This window comes from Paraburkholderia sp. J10-1 (assembly GCF_905220165.1).
In the GTDB taxonomy this organism is placed as follows: domain Bacteria; phylum Pseudomonadota; class Gammaproteobacteria; order Burkholderiales; family Burkholderiaceae; genus Paraburkholderia.
Genome location: NZ_CAJMYW010000027.1, coordinates 1 through 15974 on the forward strand (window position 1 = coordinate 1; position 15974 = coordinate 15974).

A 15974-nucleotide genomic window follows, 5' to 3' on the forward strand; every position below is an offset into this window, starting at 1 on the left:
GATGTAGATCCGCGGGTCGCCCGATGCGCTCGCAGCGGGAATTAAAGCCGACGGAATACCAGGCTCGCGTTGACGCCCCCGAAACCAAATCCATTGGAGATCGCATATTCCGTCGATATTCTGCGGGCCGATCCGCCGACAATGTCGATGCCGTCCGTTGCCGAATCAGGCTGCGTCAAGTTGAGCGTAGGCGGCGCAAGCTGGTCTCGCAGCGCGAGCACCGTGAAAATGGCTTCCACGCCGCCAGCGGCCCCAAGCAAATGTCCTGTCGAAGATTTGGTGGCTGATACGGCGGGACCTCGACCTGTTCCAAATATCGCCTTAATGGCCGCCAACTCACTGATGTCGCCTACGGGCGTGGACGTCGCATGGGCGTTCAAATGCCCGATCAGCCTGGGTTCAAGGTTCGCCTGCTGGATTGCCAGCTCCATCGCCCGACGTCCGCCGGCGCCGTCCTCGGGCGGAGACGTCATATGGTGTGCGTCGGCGCTCGTGCCATACCCCATCACTTCCGCAAGCGGAGTGGCGCCCCGCTGCAATGCATGCTCCAGGTCTTCTATGACGAGCATGCCGGCGCCCTCTCCCATGACAAAGCCGTCTCGCCCAGCATCGAACGGGCGGGACGCCTGAGCGGGTTGATCATTAAAACCTGTGGACATGGTTCTTGCCGCGGCGAATGCCCCCAGGCTGACGCGATCGATACAGGCCTCGGCTCCGCCACACACGGCAATATCGGCTTCGCCAGCGCGAATCAGGCGCGCTGCGTCGCCAATGGCCTGTGCGCTGGCAGCACAGGCAGTGACCGGTGCGCCCAGGGGGCCACGAAATCCGTGGCGAATAGATATATGGCCCGCCGCCATGTTGGCCAGGAAACTCGGAACGGTGAAAGGAGAAAGTCGCCTTGGACCCCGTTCGTCAGTAGTCCGGACGGCCTCCACAATCGCACCGAACCCACCTACGCCGGATGCCACGATTGTTGCTGTCCTTTGGCGGGCGCTTTCTGTTGCAGGTTGCCACCCCGATTGATTCAAAGCCTCTTGCGCCGCGGTCAACGCAAAGAGGCTGAAGCGGTCCATCTTCTTCTGGTCCTTGGGTTCCACCGCGAGAGCGGGATCGAATCCCCATGGGCAGTCTGATGTCAACACAGGCACGACGCCACCGACCTTCGATGCAATCCCTTCGGTGACGTCGCCAGGCAAACCGGCCAGGCCTGAATGCCCCTTCAAGAGGCGGTTCCATACGGATTCGACGCCACATCCCAATGGCGACACCATACCCATGCCAGTCACAACGATCCGTCTTGTGCTCAAACCATGCTCCCTTTTGACCGACGAAGAAACGCGCCAGAAATTGGCGCAACGCGCCATCTGACCGCTATCGCAAACTTCAGGCGTAGCAGAATTTCCCGATCAGTATAGGCGCAGGGCTAGCAGAGAACTGGCGCATCGCGCCAATCAATGTGCAAAATGCGCCATAATGGACGAACCATGAAATTGTCCTCGCAAAGCCCTCTCACGCTTTCCGCCCACTTCTTGCACGGGATGCTGCGCGTCATTCGTGCCCGTCACGGAGAAGGCGTAGCAGCACAAGCACTCGCCAGCGCCGCCATCCCCCTGTCCCTTCTCAATCAGCCTGACGCTCGAATGACACGTCAGCAATACGTCGCGTTGTACAGGACAGTCGCGGCGACGCTCGATGACGAGATGCTGGGACTATGGTCCAGGCCGATCCGGGGTGGCACGTTGAAGTACCTGATGCTCAGCTTGCTGGACGCGCCTACCGTGCTGGTGGCGTTCAATCGTTTTGTCCGCTTCTGGAATTTGTTGCTGGATGACTACCGGTTGCAGATATCAACGAAGAAGGATCTGGTGCGACTGGCTCTGGCGGAGCGAACGTCTGGCACACAGGTCACGCCACTTGGGCATGAGTTGATGATGAAGCTCGTTCACGGCATCGCATCATGGCTGCTTGGCAGGGAGATCAACCTCCATCGAGTCGAGTTCAGTTTCGCCAAGCCGAGGCATGTAGAGGACTACGCATTCTTGTTCCCAGGTCCAGCGCACTTTGATTCAGAGGCGACGAGCATTTATTTCTTGTACCAGGATTGTGCGGAGCCGTTCAAACGCGAGAAACACGAGCTATGGGAATTCCTGAAGCGTGCTCCCGGTGACTGGACATTCACCGCACTTCACTACGGATCCATTGTGGCTAAGACGCGCGAGTATCTTGAACAGAATATTGCGCAGCCGGTGACGATACAGGATCTTGCACAGGCGCTGCACACGTCTGTACGCACGCTCAACCGCAGATACGCAGAGGAAGGAACGCATTTCCAGCTGGTGAAAGACGGACTACGACGGGATATCGCAGTCCATCGGCTGACAAACTCGAACACGAGCGTGGCCGCGCTCGCATTTGATCTCGGCTTTTCCGACGCCACCGTTTTTTGCCGCGCATTTAAACACTGGACCGGCAGTAGTCCTACTGACTATCGCAAAGGCACCCGGCAGGGTGAATGACGTGGCGGTCCACACGCACAGAACAGCACTGCACGCCACGCCGTCCCAGGCGGGGGCGGCGTGGGACTCATCGCCTGACCAGGTCAGACGAAACCGCTTGTGACCCGCCAAAGAACACCGGCCTCAATCGAAGATCAGGCTTGTTTTGGCGCCGCTCGCTCGCGTTAGCGCGCGGCTGCCCTCGGGCCGAGGTAGTCGGAAGTGCGGCGACATTTCCTGACCACTCCTCCCACTCTAAATTCGCGCGCACCCGCTCGCCTCCATCACTTGATGGAGATCGACCAGAAATGCGCAGCATGGCGTGCCTGCATTGATCATGCCTGGACGGTTGGCTGGAGCGGGTGCCGCCGACGTTCGAGAGCTTCTCTTTCGACATCCTGAATAATCTCACCTCAGTTGGGTGCCGACGGTTTTGACCCTCCAATCTACAGATCAATTCGCTGCAAAGCGGCAAACGTCGATGGCCGCAGCGAAAGCGGGTGTTCGACTGGTTGATCGTGCGACTTTGCGCTTAAGATGAACTTCTGCGCGCATCACCTTGTGCACGCCCGCGAATGGCGGGAGCCAGGGCAGCGCCTGGATCAACGCCAACAGGTGTTTTCATCATGCATGCGAGCGTGCCCGCCGCGGTCGCCGGTCGTGCGGCTGCAATGAGGCCAAGGAGCGCGGCGCTGGCGACGTTTGGCCTGCCTGGCTGGTCGGCCCGGCTTCGCCACGCCTTGCTCGCAGCGGCATGCGCGCTGGGCGCGGCACCGGGCGCGCTCGCCGACACACCCGACAATACAGTCGATTCGGCCCACACGGCGGGCACCGTCACCACCGCGAGCCGCACCGGCCCCACCGTTTCGCCACGAGACGCCGCCGTGCGCCAGGTCGTGCTCGGAATCATCAGCTTTACGCACTGGCCGACGCCGCCTGGCCACCTGCACCTGTGCGTGACGGGCCGGCCCGACTACGCACAAGGCCTGGTCGACACGCTGCAGGCCGGCTCGACGCCGCTCGAGGTGCAGCATTTCCCCTTTGATGATTCCGCCCTTGGCGCAGCCTGTGAAGTCGTCTATCTCGGCGACCTGAACGGTGCCGAGAGACAGCGGGTCAGCGCCACCGTGGCTGGCCGCCCGGTCCTGACGATTGCGGAACACGATCCGACCTGCACCGCGGGCAGCATGTTCTGCCTGAATGTCGATGGCGAGCGCGTTACGTTCGACATCAATCTCGATGCCGTAGCGCGCAGCGGCGTACGCGTCCAGCCCAATGTCCTCAATCTCGCGCGGCGGCCGGTGACGCCATGAGACGGCCCACGCCCCCCGCTTTCCCTGCGCGCCCGACGCTGCAAAGCGTATTGCGCCGCGCGCATCTGCGTCTGGCGTTCGTTGCCGTCACGATGGCCGCAGTGTCGTTGATCATGGTCGCCGTGATCGCATTGCGTGCCTATGCCGGCAACAACCTGAACCTGCTGGCCCGCTCGCTCGCCTATACGGTCGAGGCGGCGTTGGTATTCGGCGACCGCATTGCGGCGACCCAGGCGATCGTGCTGATCGCCAAGGAAGAGGACGTGGCCGAGATCGTCGTCTCGGACAGCGCGGGTCGACCCTTCGCGGCATGGCAGTCGCCAGCCGCCAATGCGATCGCCAGGCTCGAGCGGTCGGTCGCCGACATTGCGCTGCCTGGCCCCGTCACCGTGCCGGTGGTCCACGACGGCGTCGTCGTCGGTTACGTCGAAGTGCGTGGCCAGGGGCACCAGTTCTTCGGTTTTCTGCTCGGCGGCGTCGGTGGCATCCTCGCGTGCCTCGCCGTTAGCGTGCTTGGCGCTTATGTCAGCTCGAAGCGCGTGCTGCGCAGCATCGTCGCTCCGCTGCACGCGCTGGCAGGCGTTGCCCACGCAGTGCGGCGCGAGCGTGCGTTCGAGCAGCGGGTCGAGCCCGCGGCAATCGCTGAACTTAACGAGCTCGGCAACGACTTCAACGCCTTGCTCGACGAATTCGAAGACTGGCAAAACACCCTGCGCCACGAAAACGCGTCGCTCGAACACAAGGCGACCCACGACGCGCTCACCGGCCTGCCCAATCGTTGGCAATTCGAGGCTCGCCTCATGCGTGCGCTCGACGAGGCCATGGTGACAAGGCAGCGCGTCGCCGTCCTCTATCTCGACTGCGACCGCTTCAAGGAGATCAACGACGGCCTCGGCCATGAAGCCGGCGATGCGGTGCTGATCGGTATCGCGGCGCGGTTGCGTACGCAGTTGCGCGAGGTCGATCTGGTGGCACGCCTCGGCGGCGACGAATTCGCCGTGATGCTGGCGCCGATGCGCGAACTGGCCAGCGCCACCCGTATCGCCGAGGACATACTGTCGAGCATGACACCGTCGATCACCCTGCCCGATGGCCGTACGGTGGCCACCATGATGAGCGTCGGGATTGCGCTGTATCCCGATCACGCGTGTGACGCGAACGGCTTGCTGCGGGCCGCAGATGCGGCGATGTACCGGGCCAAGCGAGCGCGGCCGGGCTCGTGGCAGTTTGCTGAAGGTGTCGCAGGACAGGCTTGACGTTATGGCATGGTCCACCAGCCGGATCTGTCGCAAGAATTTGCAACCGTGCGCGCAACGCCGGCGCGTTCGAGGGGAATGCGATGAAAAAACACTCGTCTCCTGCAGGTAGCTGGCGGATGGGCATCGGGAGCGCACTGCTCCTGTGTATGCTGCTTGGGGCCTGCAAGACGCCGCCGCTTTACCGTGGTCTGACGCAGACGCAAGTTCAGGCACTCACGTCGGCGGGCTTCGAGGAGACCGAGCAGGGTTTCGAGTTCGGCTCGACCGGACCCATTCTGTTCGACTTCGACCGCTATAACCTCAAGCCCGACAGCCGCAGGATTGTCGAGCACATCGGCCATACGCTTATGTCGGCGGGGCTGACCAGCGTGCGAGTCTATGGCTACAGCGACGCAGAAGGCGCGAATGCCTATAACTTCGAGTTGTCCAGACGCCGTGCGGAGGTCGTGGCGCTCGAACTGATCGACACCGGCCTGCCTGCCGGGGATGTCGAGATCATCGGGAAAGGTAAGCGTGATCCGGTGGCGGATAACCGCACGGAAGCCGGCCGGGCTCAAAACCGCCGGGTCGCGATTGTCGTCTCGCCACGCTGAGAGTCTATGGAAAATAACCGATTGCTCCAGTTCACGCAGACCTCATTCCCTGGCTGCCGGTTTCACGATGCCTTCCAGTTGATAAAGCTCGATCTTTCGATAAAGTGTGCTTCGCGAGACACCGAGCGCGCGTGCGGCTTGCGCGAGGTTACCGTGTGTATTGTGCACCGCGCGTGCAATGGCCAAACGCTCGGTTGCCTCGAGACTTGCCGCCTCGTCACGCAGCGAGGGGATGGCGCCGGACATCGAGATTTCGTCAAGCAATTCGACAGGCAAATCGTCGAGTGAAACGGCAGGTTCGCTGGACGTCAACAGCATATTCTCGATTACGTTGCGCATTTCCCTCACATTGCCGGGCCACGAGTAGGCACGCAGCACGGCCATCACCTCCGTGCCGAGTTGTCGTTCGGGGACACCATGGCGCAAGGCAAGCTTGCGGTTAAAGTGCTCGACTAGCAGATCGATATCGATGTCCCGTTCGCGTAGCGGCGGAATACGTAGGCGCGTAACACTGATCCGGTAATACAGATCGCGGCGAAAGCGACCGGACTCGACCTCTTCGCGCAGATTGCGATTGGTCATTGCCAGCAAGCGCACATCCACGCGGCGCGGTTGCGTATCGCCCAGGCGGTAAATGACGCCCTCTTCCAGTACGCGCAACAGAACGGGTTGAAGTTCGAGCGGCATTTCACCGATCTCGTCGAGACAAAGCGTCCCGCCGTGAGCCAGTTCGAAACGGCCGGGCCGCCCTTCCGTTGTCGCGCCGGTAAAAGCGCCACGCACGTGACCAAACAGTTCGCTGGCAATCAGTTCCTTCGATGCCGCACCGCAGTTATACGCGACAAACGGGCCGGTGCCGCCCTCTTCACCATGAATCGCGCGCGCGAACAACTCTTTGCCAACGCCCGTTTCACCCTCGATGAGCACCGGAACACGCCTGCTGGCAAGCTGACGCCCGCGATTGACGGCAGCCTGCATCGCGGAACTTTGCCCCTGGATTTGCGCGAAGCCGTTGCGCTGTGGATCAGCTTCGCCGCGACCGCCGAGTCGCACACTCACAGGCCGCGTCCTGGCCGGCACGACCAGCATCGCCCCAATCGGGCTGCCGTCGACGACGACAGGGTTGAACCATTCGGCGCTCAAGCCAGCGGGCAAATGCTGCGCCCAGTCTTCAACGGCAGAGGTCTCGCTCATGCCAGGAAAACGCTCGCCAATACCGACCGGCAACGTGACTCTGCCAGTGGTATGCACGAGCCGGCCACTGCGATCGATCGCGACCATCCCGGTCGCATCCGACGACGACACCCGCTGCAGGCAAAACGCCAGCAAACGCATATGTTCGCGAGCGGCCTGCTCGGCGAGCACCATTTCGATTTGACGCGCGGCGGTCACCGCCAACGTAAGATTGTTGATCTGATAAGTGGAAGGCGGCCCGGAAATATCGAGTACGCCGATCACTGCGCCCGTGCCCGGCTCGCAAATTGGCGCGGCCGCGCAACTCCATGCCTTGATGCCTTCGCAGAAGTGCTCCGACGCATGAATATAGGTCGGCTCGCGCGTAGCCAGCGCGGTGCCGATACCATTGGTGCCCGCACTGCCCTCGCACCAGTCGCCGCCAATCGTCAAATGGATTTTTTCGCCGGCCGCCTGCGTGCGCAAATCGCCGGCTGCTTTCAGGATGACGCCGTCCTGATTCGTGAGCAGCAAGATTGAATGTGAATCTGCGAACAGGTCGGCTGTGACAGTGAACAGGCGATCAGCCGCGGCCAGCAGATCGCGATGGCGCCAGAGCAGCGCCGCGACTTCGTCGCCATGTACCGCGATAGGCGCTGAAACCGCAGTCGGACTCACGCCTGAGCGCAAGCTGCGTTGCCATGAGTCGATGAGCGCCGGGGGAGCGGAAGTCGAGGATTCGCCCGCCAGAAAGCGCTCCCAGGCGAGCATCGTGCCCCGATCGGAGTGACGGAGGTTAGCGCGCTGCGCGTTGGCCACGATGCCACGCATCGCAGCCTGATGACCAGGATCCGACATGCTGCCAAGCTGATGTCTCCTCGCCACAACGTCCTCCTGGGCGATGGGTCAACGCGGAGCCGGGCCCTGCGGCCGGCTTCGTCATGACTAGCTAGAATATTGTGGCTGGACGAATCTTGCCGACTTCTATTTTTCAAACCCAGCAGCGAACGCGCTCGCAGTATATGCCTGAATTCTCAGCAAGTCTTTTGGGGGAAACACGGTCAGCAAACCGCGTACCCCGCCTTGCCTGGCGCTTTCGTTAATCTCTTTGTCACGCGTTTGTCAGCTCCCCCAACCGGGAATGCCAACGCCACATGTTTGCAGCACCAGCACGAGGTTGAACGATAAAACCACCAGCGCGGCCAAGGTGGCGATGACCGTCGTAACAGTGCGATTTGCGTAGTCGCCCATCACTGCATCGCAACGCGTAAACCACAGCAAGGCCGCCATCGGCAGCGGCAGCGCGAGACTCAAAACCACCTGACTCAAGATAAGTGCACGGGTTGCGTCGACACCGAGCGCCACCACGGCGAACGCGGGCACCATTGTGACGGCTCTGCGCAACCACAGCGGAAATCTGAAACCGACAAACCCCTGCATGATCATCTGGCCCGCCATGGTGCCCACCACCGAACTGGATACGCCCGAAGCAATCAGCGATATCAGAAAGATGCTCGCCGCGCCTGCGCCGAGCAGCGGCGCAAGCGTGCGGTACGCGTCCTGGATTTCAGCGACCTCGGCATGGCCATGATGAAACGCACTCGCAGCCATGATCACCATTGCCATATTGATGACGCCGGCAATGCTCAGCGCGACCATCACTTCGAGGTTCGAAAACTTCAATAGTTGCTTACGCTCCTTTCCGCTGCGCGCGACCACGCGATTCTGAGTCAGGGCCGAATGCAGGAACAACGTATGCGGCATGACCGTTGCACCGACGATACCGACCGAGATCGTCAACGCATCCCTGTCCGGCAGGCTCGGCGAAAACGCATGGAACAGAACGCTCGGCCAGACCACCGGCGCGATGAACAACTCGGCGAGATACGAGAGGCCAATGACGCCCACCAGTGCGCCGATAGCGAGTTCAAGGGGCCGAAACCCGGCGCTTTCGAACAACAGGAGTCCGTACGTCACCAACGCCGTAATCGCCATTCCCACGAGCAACGGCAGATGAAACAGCAATGCGAGCCCGATCGCGCCGCCGAGAAATTCGGCCAGATCGGTGGCCATGGCTGCGATCTCGCTCGCCCCCCACATCAACAGCACAACCGGTTTAGGGAACCGTTCCCGACACAATTGCGCGAGGTTTTTACCCGTGACAATGCCAAGTTTCGCCGACATCGCCTGAAACAACATGGCCACGAGGTTCGCCAGCACCACCACCCACAGCAACGTGTAGCCGTATCGGGCGCCCGCCTGAATATTCGTCGCGAAGTTGCCGGGGTCCATGTAGGCCACGGAAACGACAACGGCCGGACCGGCAAACGGCAGCAGCTTCAAGGCGCCACGACGGCGCCCTTCCAGCACCGCTCGCGCAGCAAGCATCGTGCGGGCAGTACTTGCCCCCGACGTCGCCAGGCTCTCTGGTCGAACGCGATCATCCATGCGTGCGCTCCCGTTGTTCCCGCGATTCGCAGGAGCGCCCTCCCGGGCAGGCAGGTATGGCGATCACGCTATGGCTTTGAGGATCGCACTGGCAACGCCGTGCATCAACGCAGCGGTCGTTGCGCTCACATCGCATAGCAAAACCGAAAGCCCACACAGCGTGATGCTCCAACCCAGCGTGACCTTGAGCACGCGCATCGTGGGCATCGCGCCAACATGCCGGACCGTCGTCGCAGTCGCACCGAAGTGACGGCTGGTATCTCTCGCCATTGTTCGTCTCCCCACGGCGGCGCCTGCCCGGTCTGCGCGGGCCGCGGCCATGCCAGACCGGCCTCCGGATACGGAAAGCCGGCTACGCCAGTCTTGTCTTCTATGCCCGGCCGAGCCGCTCGGCGCCTGCGCCCAACGCGGGGCCGGCGGTCGGATCGATCGTCTCCGGCTTTTTGGCGATCAGCGTCTGGGTGGTGAGAATCAGCCCTGCTACCGAGGCCGCATTTCGCACCGCACTGTAGCTGACCTTGACCGGATCGATGATGCCGGCTTCGGCGAGGTTCACGAAGGCGCCGCGACGCGCGTCGAGCCCCATTCCGGGTTTTGCGCGTACCGCTGCGCTGACGATCGCCGCGCCGTCGAGGCCGCAATTCGTGGCAATGTGAAAGAGCGGCTTTGCCAAGGCGCTTTGCAAGAGCCGCGCACCTTGCTGCACGCTGCCATGGCTACGCGCGATGACACCCTCCAGTTCGGACGAGACCTGCAGCAAGGCCATGCCGCCACCCGGCACGACACCTTCGGCAATCGCCGCGCGCGCCGCGTGAATCGCGTCGTCGATCAGATGCAGCCGGCGCTTCTGTTCGACCGGGGTTGCGCCACCCGCGAGAATCAGCGCGGTGCCGCCCGACAGCTTGGCGAGCCGCACCTGAAACTTGTCGCGCTCGACATTCTCCGGCGCCATCTCGTACTGGCGCGCCACCTGTTGCCGGCGCGCTGCTACTGCCGTGGGATCGCCGCCACCTGCAGTGATGATGGTCTGGTTCGACGAGATGCGTACCTGGCGCGCGCTCCCCAGGTCGCCCAATTGCGTGGCTTCGAGCTTTCCGCCCAGGTCGCGGGCAACGACCTTGCCGCCTGTCACGATGGCGATGTCTTCGAGCATCGCCTTGCGCCAGTGTCCGTACTCCGGTGGATGAATCGCCGCTACGGGCATGCCGCCGTTGTCGCGCCATGCGAGCAGCGTCATCACGCAGGCTGGCGCCACCTCTTCGGCGATGATCAGCAGCGGCCGTTTGCTCTGCGTCGCGAGGGCCTGCAGCGCGGCCACTTCCTCCTGCGACTGCAGCCGCTGATCGGTCATCAGAATGAGCGGGTTGTCCAGCACCACCTGCATTCTTTCGATGTCGGTCACCATGTGATGAGACAGGTAGCCGCGATCGAACGCCATCCCGTCCACCACTTCGAGACGGGTTTCGACGGTATTGCCGTATTCCACATCGACGATGCCGTCGGCGCCCACGCGTTCCAGTGCTTGCGCCACAAGGTTGCCGGTAAACTCGTCGTTGGCTGCCACCACAGCCACGGCGCGCACTTCGTCGCTGCTGCGCAGGGGCGTTGCCGAGCGCTTGAGCGAATCGATTGCCTCTTTGACGGCCAGTTCCAGCCCCTGCACCAGTTCGACCGGGTTGGCGCCCTGCGAGAGGCACGCGAGGCCCTCCTGAACCAGTGCGTCGGCGAGCACAGTCGCGGTGGTCGTGCCGTCACCGGCGACTTCGTTGGTCTGCCTGGAGACTTCGCGCACGACTTGCGCGCCAATGTTCTCGAATGGATCTTCGAGCTCGATCTCGCTGGCAATGCTCACCCCGTCGCGCGAGATGATCGGCGAGCCGATTGGCCGGTCGATGATCGCGTTCATTCCACGCGGGCCCAGCGTGCCTCGCACTGCCTTGGCCAGTTTCGCGATACCCCGACCTAGCGCCATGCGCGCTTCGTCGTCATGCAGCATGATATTCGGCATGATCCTGTCCCTCCTGATCCGGTTAGTTCTGGTTGCTCTTGTTTACTCTGCTGCGCGAGGCGCCTCTCGTGCAGGCGCGAACGACCCGCCGGGCTTCGCATCGCGAGTGCGCACGAAGTGCACCGGTTTGATCTCGACTGCCGGTGCGGATGTGCAACCCTCGCCGTAGCGGGCAGCCAGCAGACCGCGGCAAAGCGCGCCGTTGAATTCGGCATTGACGCCGACCCTTCGCAACGCTCGCAGGTATGCGCCTAGCTCGTCTGCAACCAGCGCTTCACCTTGCGCGTCGACGAATGCCAGCGCCTCTTCCTGCTCTGCTTCGGCATTGGCACCACGCCCTGCAACGAATCGCCGCTCGACGTATCGCGCTACGAGCCGCCACGTTTTCTCATCGTCCGTGCTCTCACCTGCCAGCTCTGACAACTGCGCCATGCTCAGGCACACCAGCTTTGCGGGCTCGTTGCCTTGCCCCAGCAGCCAGCTTAAAAGCGCCTCCTGCCGCCGCTGGAAAGCCTTGACGAGAAAAATGCGCCGTACGTCCTCCACCTCGCCATTGGCCTCGCCGCCGAAGGTCTGCTGGAACGATCGTCCGGCGGCTACACCTCGATTGATTTCGGCGGCGTACATATGCTCGTCGAGCGTAATAGTGATGTTCGTCGCCCATGGCAAGCCCGCTATCGCCCGCCGCATGTCGTCGGCCATCAGGTAGGCGAAATTCGCCGCGCACCAGTAGGTCGGCAAGCGGAAACCGATCGACACACAGCCGCCCTCGACCTCGACCGTGGTGACGAACCCCAGCTCCGTCACCGACTCGTCGAGTTCAGGGTCAGCAACCGTCGCGAGCCGGGACCAGACCTCGGCGACGCGGCCCGATGCGACCTCCGCCCCGATTGCGGCCGAAGCTTGCACAACGAGCGGCGTGCTCATGCGCCTGCCGCTGCCGGTTGCCGGACATCCTCCAGCAAGGCCTTTTGCGCCTCGACATCGATGCCATACAGGCGCGCCGCGTTGAGCCCGAGGATCTTTTTCTTGGCCGTCAATGACAACTGCACACCGGTTTCCTTGCTGACCGACTCGGGCAATTCGAAGGCCATGAATTTTTCGATCAGCCATTTCGGCGACCAGATGCCGTAGTCGCTGCCGTAAAGAATCTTGTCCTCGCCGATCCAGAACAGCAGCTCCGAGATCACATGCGCGAAGTATTCCGGCCGCGTATGAATGAACGGCAGCACCACGGCGAGGCCGCCGTAGACGTTCGTCTCCTGGGTCGCGATCCAGCAGAAGTCGTCGAGTCGCGGCAAACCACAGTGCTCGACAATGAAATTCAGGTTCTGAAAACTGGTCGCGGCATCGTCGACATCGGCCACGTCGAACGCGTCGCGATTCAGCGGCAGAATCGTCGGTCCCTTGTGAACGTGGATGTTCTTGATCCCCAACTTCTCGCAGCGTTCGAAATAGCGTTGCACACCTGGGTCCGACAGCTTGTAGCCTTTGCTGTCGCCGCGCCATTCCGCCGTGTAAAGCTTGACGCCCTGAATCTTGTAGAGCGACGCAAGCTCCTCGAGTCGATCGAGGCCGGCTTCCCCATCGCGTGGATCGAACGCACCGTTGACGATAAAACGGTGCGGATACTTCTTCTTCAAGACGTAGTTGGCCTCGGTCGTGTTGAAGCCGTTTTTGTAGAAGTCGGTCAGATACGTTGGCTGACAGATCGCCATGTCGTCGTAACCCGTGACGAAGAGGTCGTCGACCATCGCCTCCTCGCCGTATTTGTCGAACTTCTCCTTGGGCCACAGATACTCCTTGGGGCTCAGGTTCGAGTGATACGCATAGAAGCAGTCAATGAATTGCTGGCCGTGCACGTTCTTGACGTTGGCCTTGCTGCCGTCCCATAGATGAACGTGGCCGTCGATGATGAAGACTTCTTCACCGTCCGTGGTTCGATACATGGCATTCGTCTCCTTGGTTGTACGAACGGCCCTTCGCCATAGCGGGAAACGGGCCGTATGGTTGGATCGGGGGGTGTTCGCTCACTCGTAAGCCATCGCATCGTCCATATTGCCGAACAGCACGACCGTCTCGTCGTCGATCATCACCATGCGCCCGTAATGGGTCGAGGTGGAAATCTCGAACAGATGCGGCGTCATCTCGCGGCCTAGCGCTTCGCTGATTTCGCCCATCTTGAACTCGATCTTGCCCTGGCCGTCGATGCGAATCATCGCTGGCAGATACGTCACCGTGATGCCCGGTTTCGCAGCCATCAGTTCGGCGATCGCGCGCGCCTCGACGCTATCGTTCATCGTCACACCGCATTGGTGCGAGATGGTCTGCTCGAAGCGGACGTCCTTCATCGACTTGAAAATGTTGTCGGTATGCACTGACATTGCGTACTCCTCTGCGCGGTGGATTCGAATGGTTCGAGCGGCGCTCAAGCGCGGATCGACGAAGGAAAGTGAACGCCGATCTCTCTCGCGATCATCTCCGCCCGTTCTATCGCGCTGTTCAGACAGTCGTTGAACTGGGCCGTTTTCACGTGCGGAATCGACCAGATCGGCTGCAACTGCTTCGCAGCGGCCAGAGCCAGCACGCCGTGTTCCTCCAGCCACGCGCCGAACAGCTTGCGATTGGCTTCGCCGTACTGCGGGTCGTTCGTGAGCATATGGAACAGTTCGACCGCGTTGGCCAGATTGCGCTCGTAGTCGCCTTCCGCAGCCGACACGACGGTCGGCGTCAGAAAGTCGTTTTGCGCCGCTGCGACCTGCATGATGAATCCGCTGCGAAACAGGTCTGCAACGAGCGGTTCGAACACAACGTTCACGGCGAAGTACTTCTCGAGAAAGTCGGTGGCCCCGCCGATGGCTTCCACCGCACGACGCGTGTCCTGCCAGATGGGATCGCTCAGCCAGTGCTGCTTGCCCGCATCGAGGTCGAGATTGGGCAGGTCGAGCGCGATCTCACCCAGGTAGAGTGTCAAATCCTGAGCGAAGCGCAGTTTGTACGACGCATTGGTCAGGATCGCGCTATTGATCATCTGCGTGTAGCCGTAGCGCTGCGCATGCATCGTGGAGGTGCCCAAACCGAACTCGGCATGCTTGTATGCGCCCAAATGCGCTTCCAGCACCTTGATCCACGTTTTGTCGAAGCGCTTGACTGCCCCGGAGCGCCGCGCGTTCTGAATCGCGCCGCTGATCATCCCGACGATGGTCGACTGACGCTGGTAGTGCGTGCGCTCCCACTCTTCGTCGACGGCGCGGAACTTGTGCCAGTCCGAGCTTTTGGCAGCCGTCCACGTTTGCGAATATGTCGGCGTGCCGTCGGCGAATGAAAGAATCCAGTCTTGCAGCAGATAGCGATGCGGATCGGGCTGCACGTCTACGGTCATGTCTTCGTAGTGGCTGGCCTTGCGGCCCTTCGGCTCGAAGTAGTTGTACTTGCGGCTGTCCCAGCCGGCAAACTGGGCCGCGCCGGCCGCGCCCGATTTCACCGGCGACTGCTCTGCCAACGTACTCATGTTAGTCCTCCTTCACGTTTCGGTTATGGACATCCTGTCAGCGAACCGCCTGCGTAAACTTGTCGAAATACAGCCGCTCGGGCGCGACACCGGCCATTTGAAGAACCGGCATCACCGCCTCGATCATGGGAGTGGGGCCGCACGCGTAGGCGTCGATCTCACCCGCGAGCGCTTCCTCTCGCAGGGTGCGCCCGACCACCTCGTGGATAAAGCCGGTCTCGCCCGTCCAGCCGTCATCCGGTTCGGCGTTCGAAAGCGCCGGAATAAAGCGGAAATCCGGCAGCCTCTGCTCCAGGTCCGCGAACTCGTCGAGATAGAACAGATCGCGCCGGCTGCGCGCACCGTAGAAAAAGCGGATGGGGCGCTCCTCACCGCTTTGCACGTGATCGCTCAGGATCGACCACAGCGGCGACATGCCTGACCCTCCGCCGACGAGCACCATGGGTCCAGGCTGATCCTCGCGCCGGAAGCAGGTGCCGTACGGGCCCTTCGCAATCAGCCTGTCCCCTGGACTGAGCCCGCCATCCAGTTGCGACGAGAACGCCCCGTTGGGATACTTCTTGATGATGAATTGCAGCGTCGATTCACCGTCGGGCGTATTGGCCATGGAAAACGATCGCGTGATGCCCGCGCCCGGAATCGTCAGGTCGACGTATTGCCCGGCCCAGAAGCGCAAAGGCCTCGAAAGCTTCACCTCCAGCAGCCTGATGTCGTGCGTGAGCGCCGTGATCTTCGTGAGCGTCGCGTCATATTCGCTGACCGCGATCGAGCGGCGCATCAGGTCTTCGTCGTAGTTCAGCAGTTCGACGGTCAGATCGCTATAGGCGAGCGTGCGGCATAGCAGGATATGGCCGGATTCGCGTTCGTAGTCGGGCAGCGCGAAGGTCGAATACTTCTTGAGTTCGACATCGCCTTCAATGAGCAGCGACTTGCAGCTGCTGCACTGCCCCTCCTTGCATCCATGCATCACCGCGATGCCTTGGCGAAACGCGGCGTCTAGCACTGTTTCGCCTTCCGCCACCGACATCTGCACGCCGACTGGCTCGAAGTACACGGTATGGAATATCTTGTCGTCGCCCTGGTCCGCCATCTCGCGCCTCGTTTCTTGCGTGTCGCTCATCGTGTGCTCCTCATCCGTCCGGCGGCAAACTGCGCGCCGCCGGACCGGACG

Annotated in this window: 14 protein-coding genes; 4 read left to right on the plus strand and 10 right to left on the minus strand. The window is 61.8% G+C overall.

All coding sequences use genetic code 11. The features are described 5' to 3' along the window. Window positions 1-41: 41 nt before the first annotated feature. Window positions 42-1280: a beta-ketoacyl-ACP synthase II gene (gene fabF / locus U5A65_RS37855; RefSeq protein WP_415766367.1), complete on the minus strand. Its 1239-nt coding sequence runs from the start codon at window positions 1278-1280 to the stop codon at window positions 42-44. A gap of 207 nt (window positions 1281-1487) precedes the next feature. Between fabF and U5A65_RS37860 the strand changes: the two genes are divergently transcribed. From U5A65_RS37860 to U5A65_RS37875, 4 genes are all read left to right on the plus strand, one after another. Continuing rightward, window positions 1488-2519, plus strand: coding sequence for an AraC family transcriptional regulator ligand-binding domain-containing protein (locus U5A65_RS37860; protein WP_321949424.1), 1032 nt, complete (start codon window positions 1488-1490; stop codon window positions 2517-2519). A gap of 605 nt (window positions 2520-3124) precedes the next feature. Further along, window positions 3125-3811, plus strand: coding sequence for a YfiR family protein (locus U5A65_RS37865; RefSeq protein WP_321939040.1), 687 nt, complete (start codon window positions 3125-3127; stop codon window positions 3809-3811). Further along, a complete protein-coding gene (locus U5A65_RS37870; RefSeq protein WP_321939041.1) occupies window positions 3808-5067 on the plus strand; it encodes a diguanylate cyclase domain-containing protein in 1260 nt (419 codons plus the stop codon). The genes U5A65_RS37865 and U5A65_RS37870 overlap by 4 nt, the downstream gene beginning before the upstream one ends. A gap of 83 nt (window positions 5068-5150) precedes the next feature. Continuing rightward, complete coding sequence (locus U5A65_RS37875; RefSeq protein WP_321939043.1) at window positions 5151-5663, plus strand: OmpA family protein; 513 nt, start codon at window positions 5151-5153, stop codon at window positions 5661-5663. Window positions 5664-5705: 42 nt separating this feature from the next. Here the strand turns inward: U5A65_RS37875 and U5A65_RS37880 are convergent, their stop codons facing one another. The 9 genes from U5A65_RS37880 to U5A65_RS37920 form a co-directional block, all read right to left on the minus strand. After that, window positions 5706-7694 carry a sigma-54-dependent Fis family transcriptional regulator gene (locus tag U5A65_RS37880; RefSeq protein WP_321949457.1) on the minus strand — a complete coding sequence of 663 codons (1989 nt, stop codon included), beginning with the start codon at window positions 7692-7694 and terminating at the stop codon, window positions 5706-5708. Between the two features lie 264 nt (window positions 7695-7958). Beyond that, complete coding sequence (locus U5A65_RS37885; protein WP_415766351.1) at window positions 7959-9284, minus strand: Nramp family divalent metal transporter; 1326 nt, start codon at window positions 9282-9284, stop codon at window positions 7959-7961. Window positions 9285-9347: 63 nt separating this feature from the next. Then, window positions 9348-9554 carry a hypothetical protein gene (locus tag U5A65_RS37890; protein WP_321916265.1) on the minus strand — a complete coding sequence of 69 codons (207 nt, stop codon included), beginning with the start codon at window positions 9552-9554 and terminating at the stop codon, window positions 9348-9350. Between the two features lie 100 nt (window positions 9555-9654). Continuing rightward, window positions 9655-11292, minus strand: a complete 1638-nt coding sequence (locus U5A65_RS37895) for a molecular chaperone GroEL (RefSeq protein ID WP_321949426.1) — start codon at window positions 11290-11292, stop codon at window positions 9655-9657. A gap of 42 nt (window positions 11293-11334) precedes the next feature. Further along, window positions 11335-12219, minus strand: a complete 885-nt coding sequence (locus U5A65_RS37900; RefSeq protein ID WP_321949427.1) for an iron-sulfur cluster assembly protein — start codon at window positions 12217-12219, stop codon at window positions 11335-11337. Continuing rightward, window positions 12216-13241, minus strand: a complete 1026-nt coding sequence (locus U5A65_RS37905; RefSeq protein WP_321939050.1) for an amidohydrolase family protein — start codon at window positions 13239-13241, stop codon at window positions 12216-12218. The genes U5A65_RS37900 and U5A65_RS37905 overlap by 4 nt, the downstream gene beginning before the upstream one ends. An 81-nt stretch (window positions 13242-13322) precedes the next feature. After that, window positions 13323-13676, minus strand: a complete 354-nt coding sequence (locus tag U5A65_RS37910) for an MmoB/DmpM family protein (RefSeq protein WP_321916269.1) — start codon at window positions 13674-13676, stop codon at window positions 13323-13325. 44 nt (window positions 13677-13720) lie between these two features. Beyond that, window positions 13721-14803, minus strand: a complete 1083-nt coding sequence (locus U5A65_RS37915) for an aromatic/alkene monooxygenase hydroxylase subunit beta (RefSeq protein ID WP_321939052.1) — start codon at window positions 14801-14803, stop codon at window positions 13721-13723. Between the two features lie 37 nt (window positions 14804-14840). Continuing rightward, a complete protein-coding gene (locus tag U5A65_RS37920) occupies window positions 14841-15923 on the minus strand; it encodes an NADH:ubiquinone reductase (Na(+)-transporting) subunit F (protein ID WP_321949428.1) in 1083 nt (360 codons plus the stop codon). Window positions 15924-15974 lie beyond the last annotated feature (51 nt).

Excerpts from the sequence above, each read along its gene's own strand:
- fabF (WP_415766367.1), bottom strand. The coding sequence starts at position 1,280 with ATGGGTATGGTGTCGCCATTGGGATGTGGCGTCGAATCCGTATGGAAC.
- U5A65_RS37860 (WP_321949424.1), top strand. The coding sequence starts at position 1,488 with ATGAAATTGTCCTCGCAAAGCCCTCTCACGCTTTCCGCCCACTTCTTG.
- U5A65_RS37865 (WP_321939040.1), top strand. The coding sequence starts at position 3,125 with ATGCATGCGAGCGTGCCCGCCGCGGTCGCCGGTCGTGCGGCTGCAATG.
- U5A65_RS37870 (WP_321939041.1), top strand. The coding sequence starts at position 3,808 with ATGAGACGGCCCACGCCCCCCGCTTTCCCTGCGCGCCCGACGCTGCAA.
- U5A65_RS37875 (WP_321939043.1), top strand. The coding sequence starts at position 5,151 with ATGAAAAAACACTCGTCTCCTGCAGGTAGCTGGCGGATGGGCATCGGG.
- U5A65_RS37880 (WP_321949457.1), bottom strand. The coding sequence starts at position 7,694 with ATGTCGGATCCTGGTCATCAGGCTGCGATGCGTGGCATCGTGGCCAAC.
- U5A65_RS37885 (WP_415766351.1), bottom strand. The coding sequence starts at position 9,284 with ATGGATGATCGCGTTCGACCAGAGAGCCTGGCGACGTCGGGGGCAAGT.
- U5A65_RS37890 (WP_321916265.1), bottom strand. The coding sequence starts at position 9,554 with ATGGCGAGAGATACCAGCCGTCACTTCGGTGCGACTGCGACGACGGTC.
- U5A65_RS37895 (WP_321949426.1), bottom strand. The coding sequence starts at position 11,292 with ATGCCGAATATCATGCTGCATGACGACGAAGCGCGCATGGCGCTAGGT.
- U5A65_RS37900 (WP_321949427.1), bottom strand. The coding sequence starts at position 12,219 with ATGAGCACGCCGCTCGTTGTGCAAGCTTCGGCCGCAATCGGGGCGGAG.
- U5A65_RS37905 (WP_321939050.1), bottom strand. The coding sequence starts at position 13,241 with ATGTATCGAACCACGGACGGTGAAGAAGTCTTCATCATCGACGGCCAC.
- U5A65_RS37910 (WP_321916269.1), bottom strand. The coding sequence starts at position 13,676 with ATGTCAGTGCATACCGACAACATTTTCAAGTCGATGAAGGACGTCCGC.
- U5A65_RS37915 (WP_321939052.1), bottom strand. The coding sequence starts at position 14,803 with ATGAGTACGTTGGCAGAGCAGTCGCCGGTGAAATCGGGCGCGGCCGGC.
- U5A65_RS37920 (WP_321949428.1), bottom strand. The coding sequence starts at position 15,923 with ATGAGCGACACGCAAGAAACGAGGCGCGAGATGGCGGACCAGGGCGAC.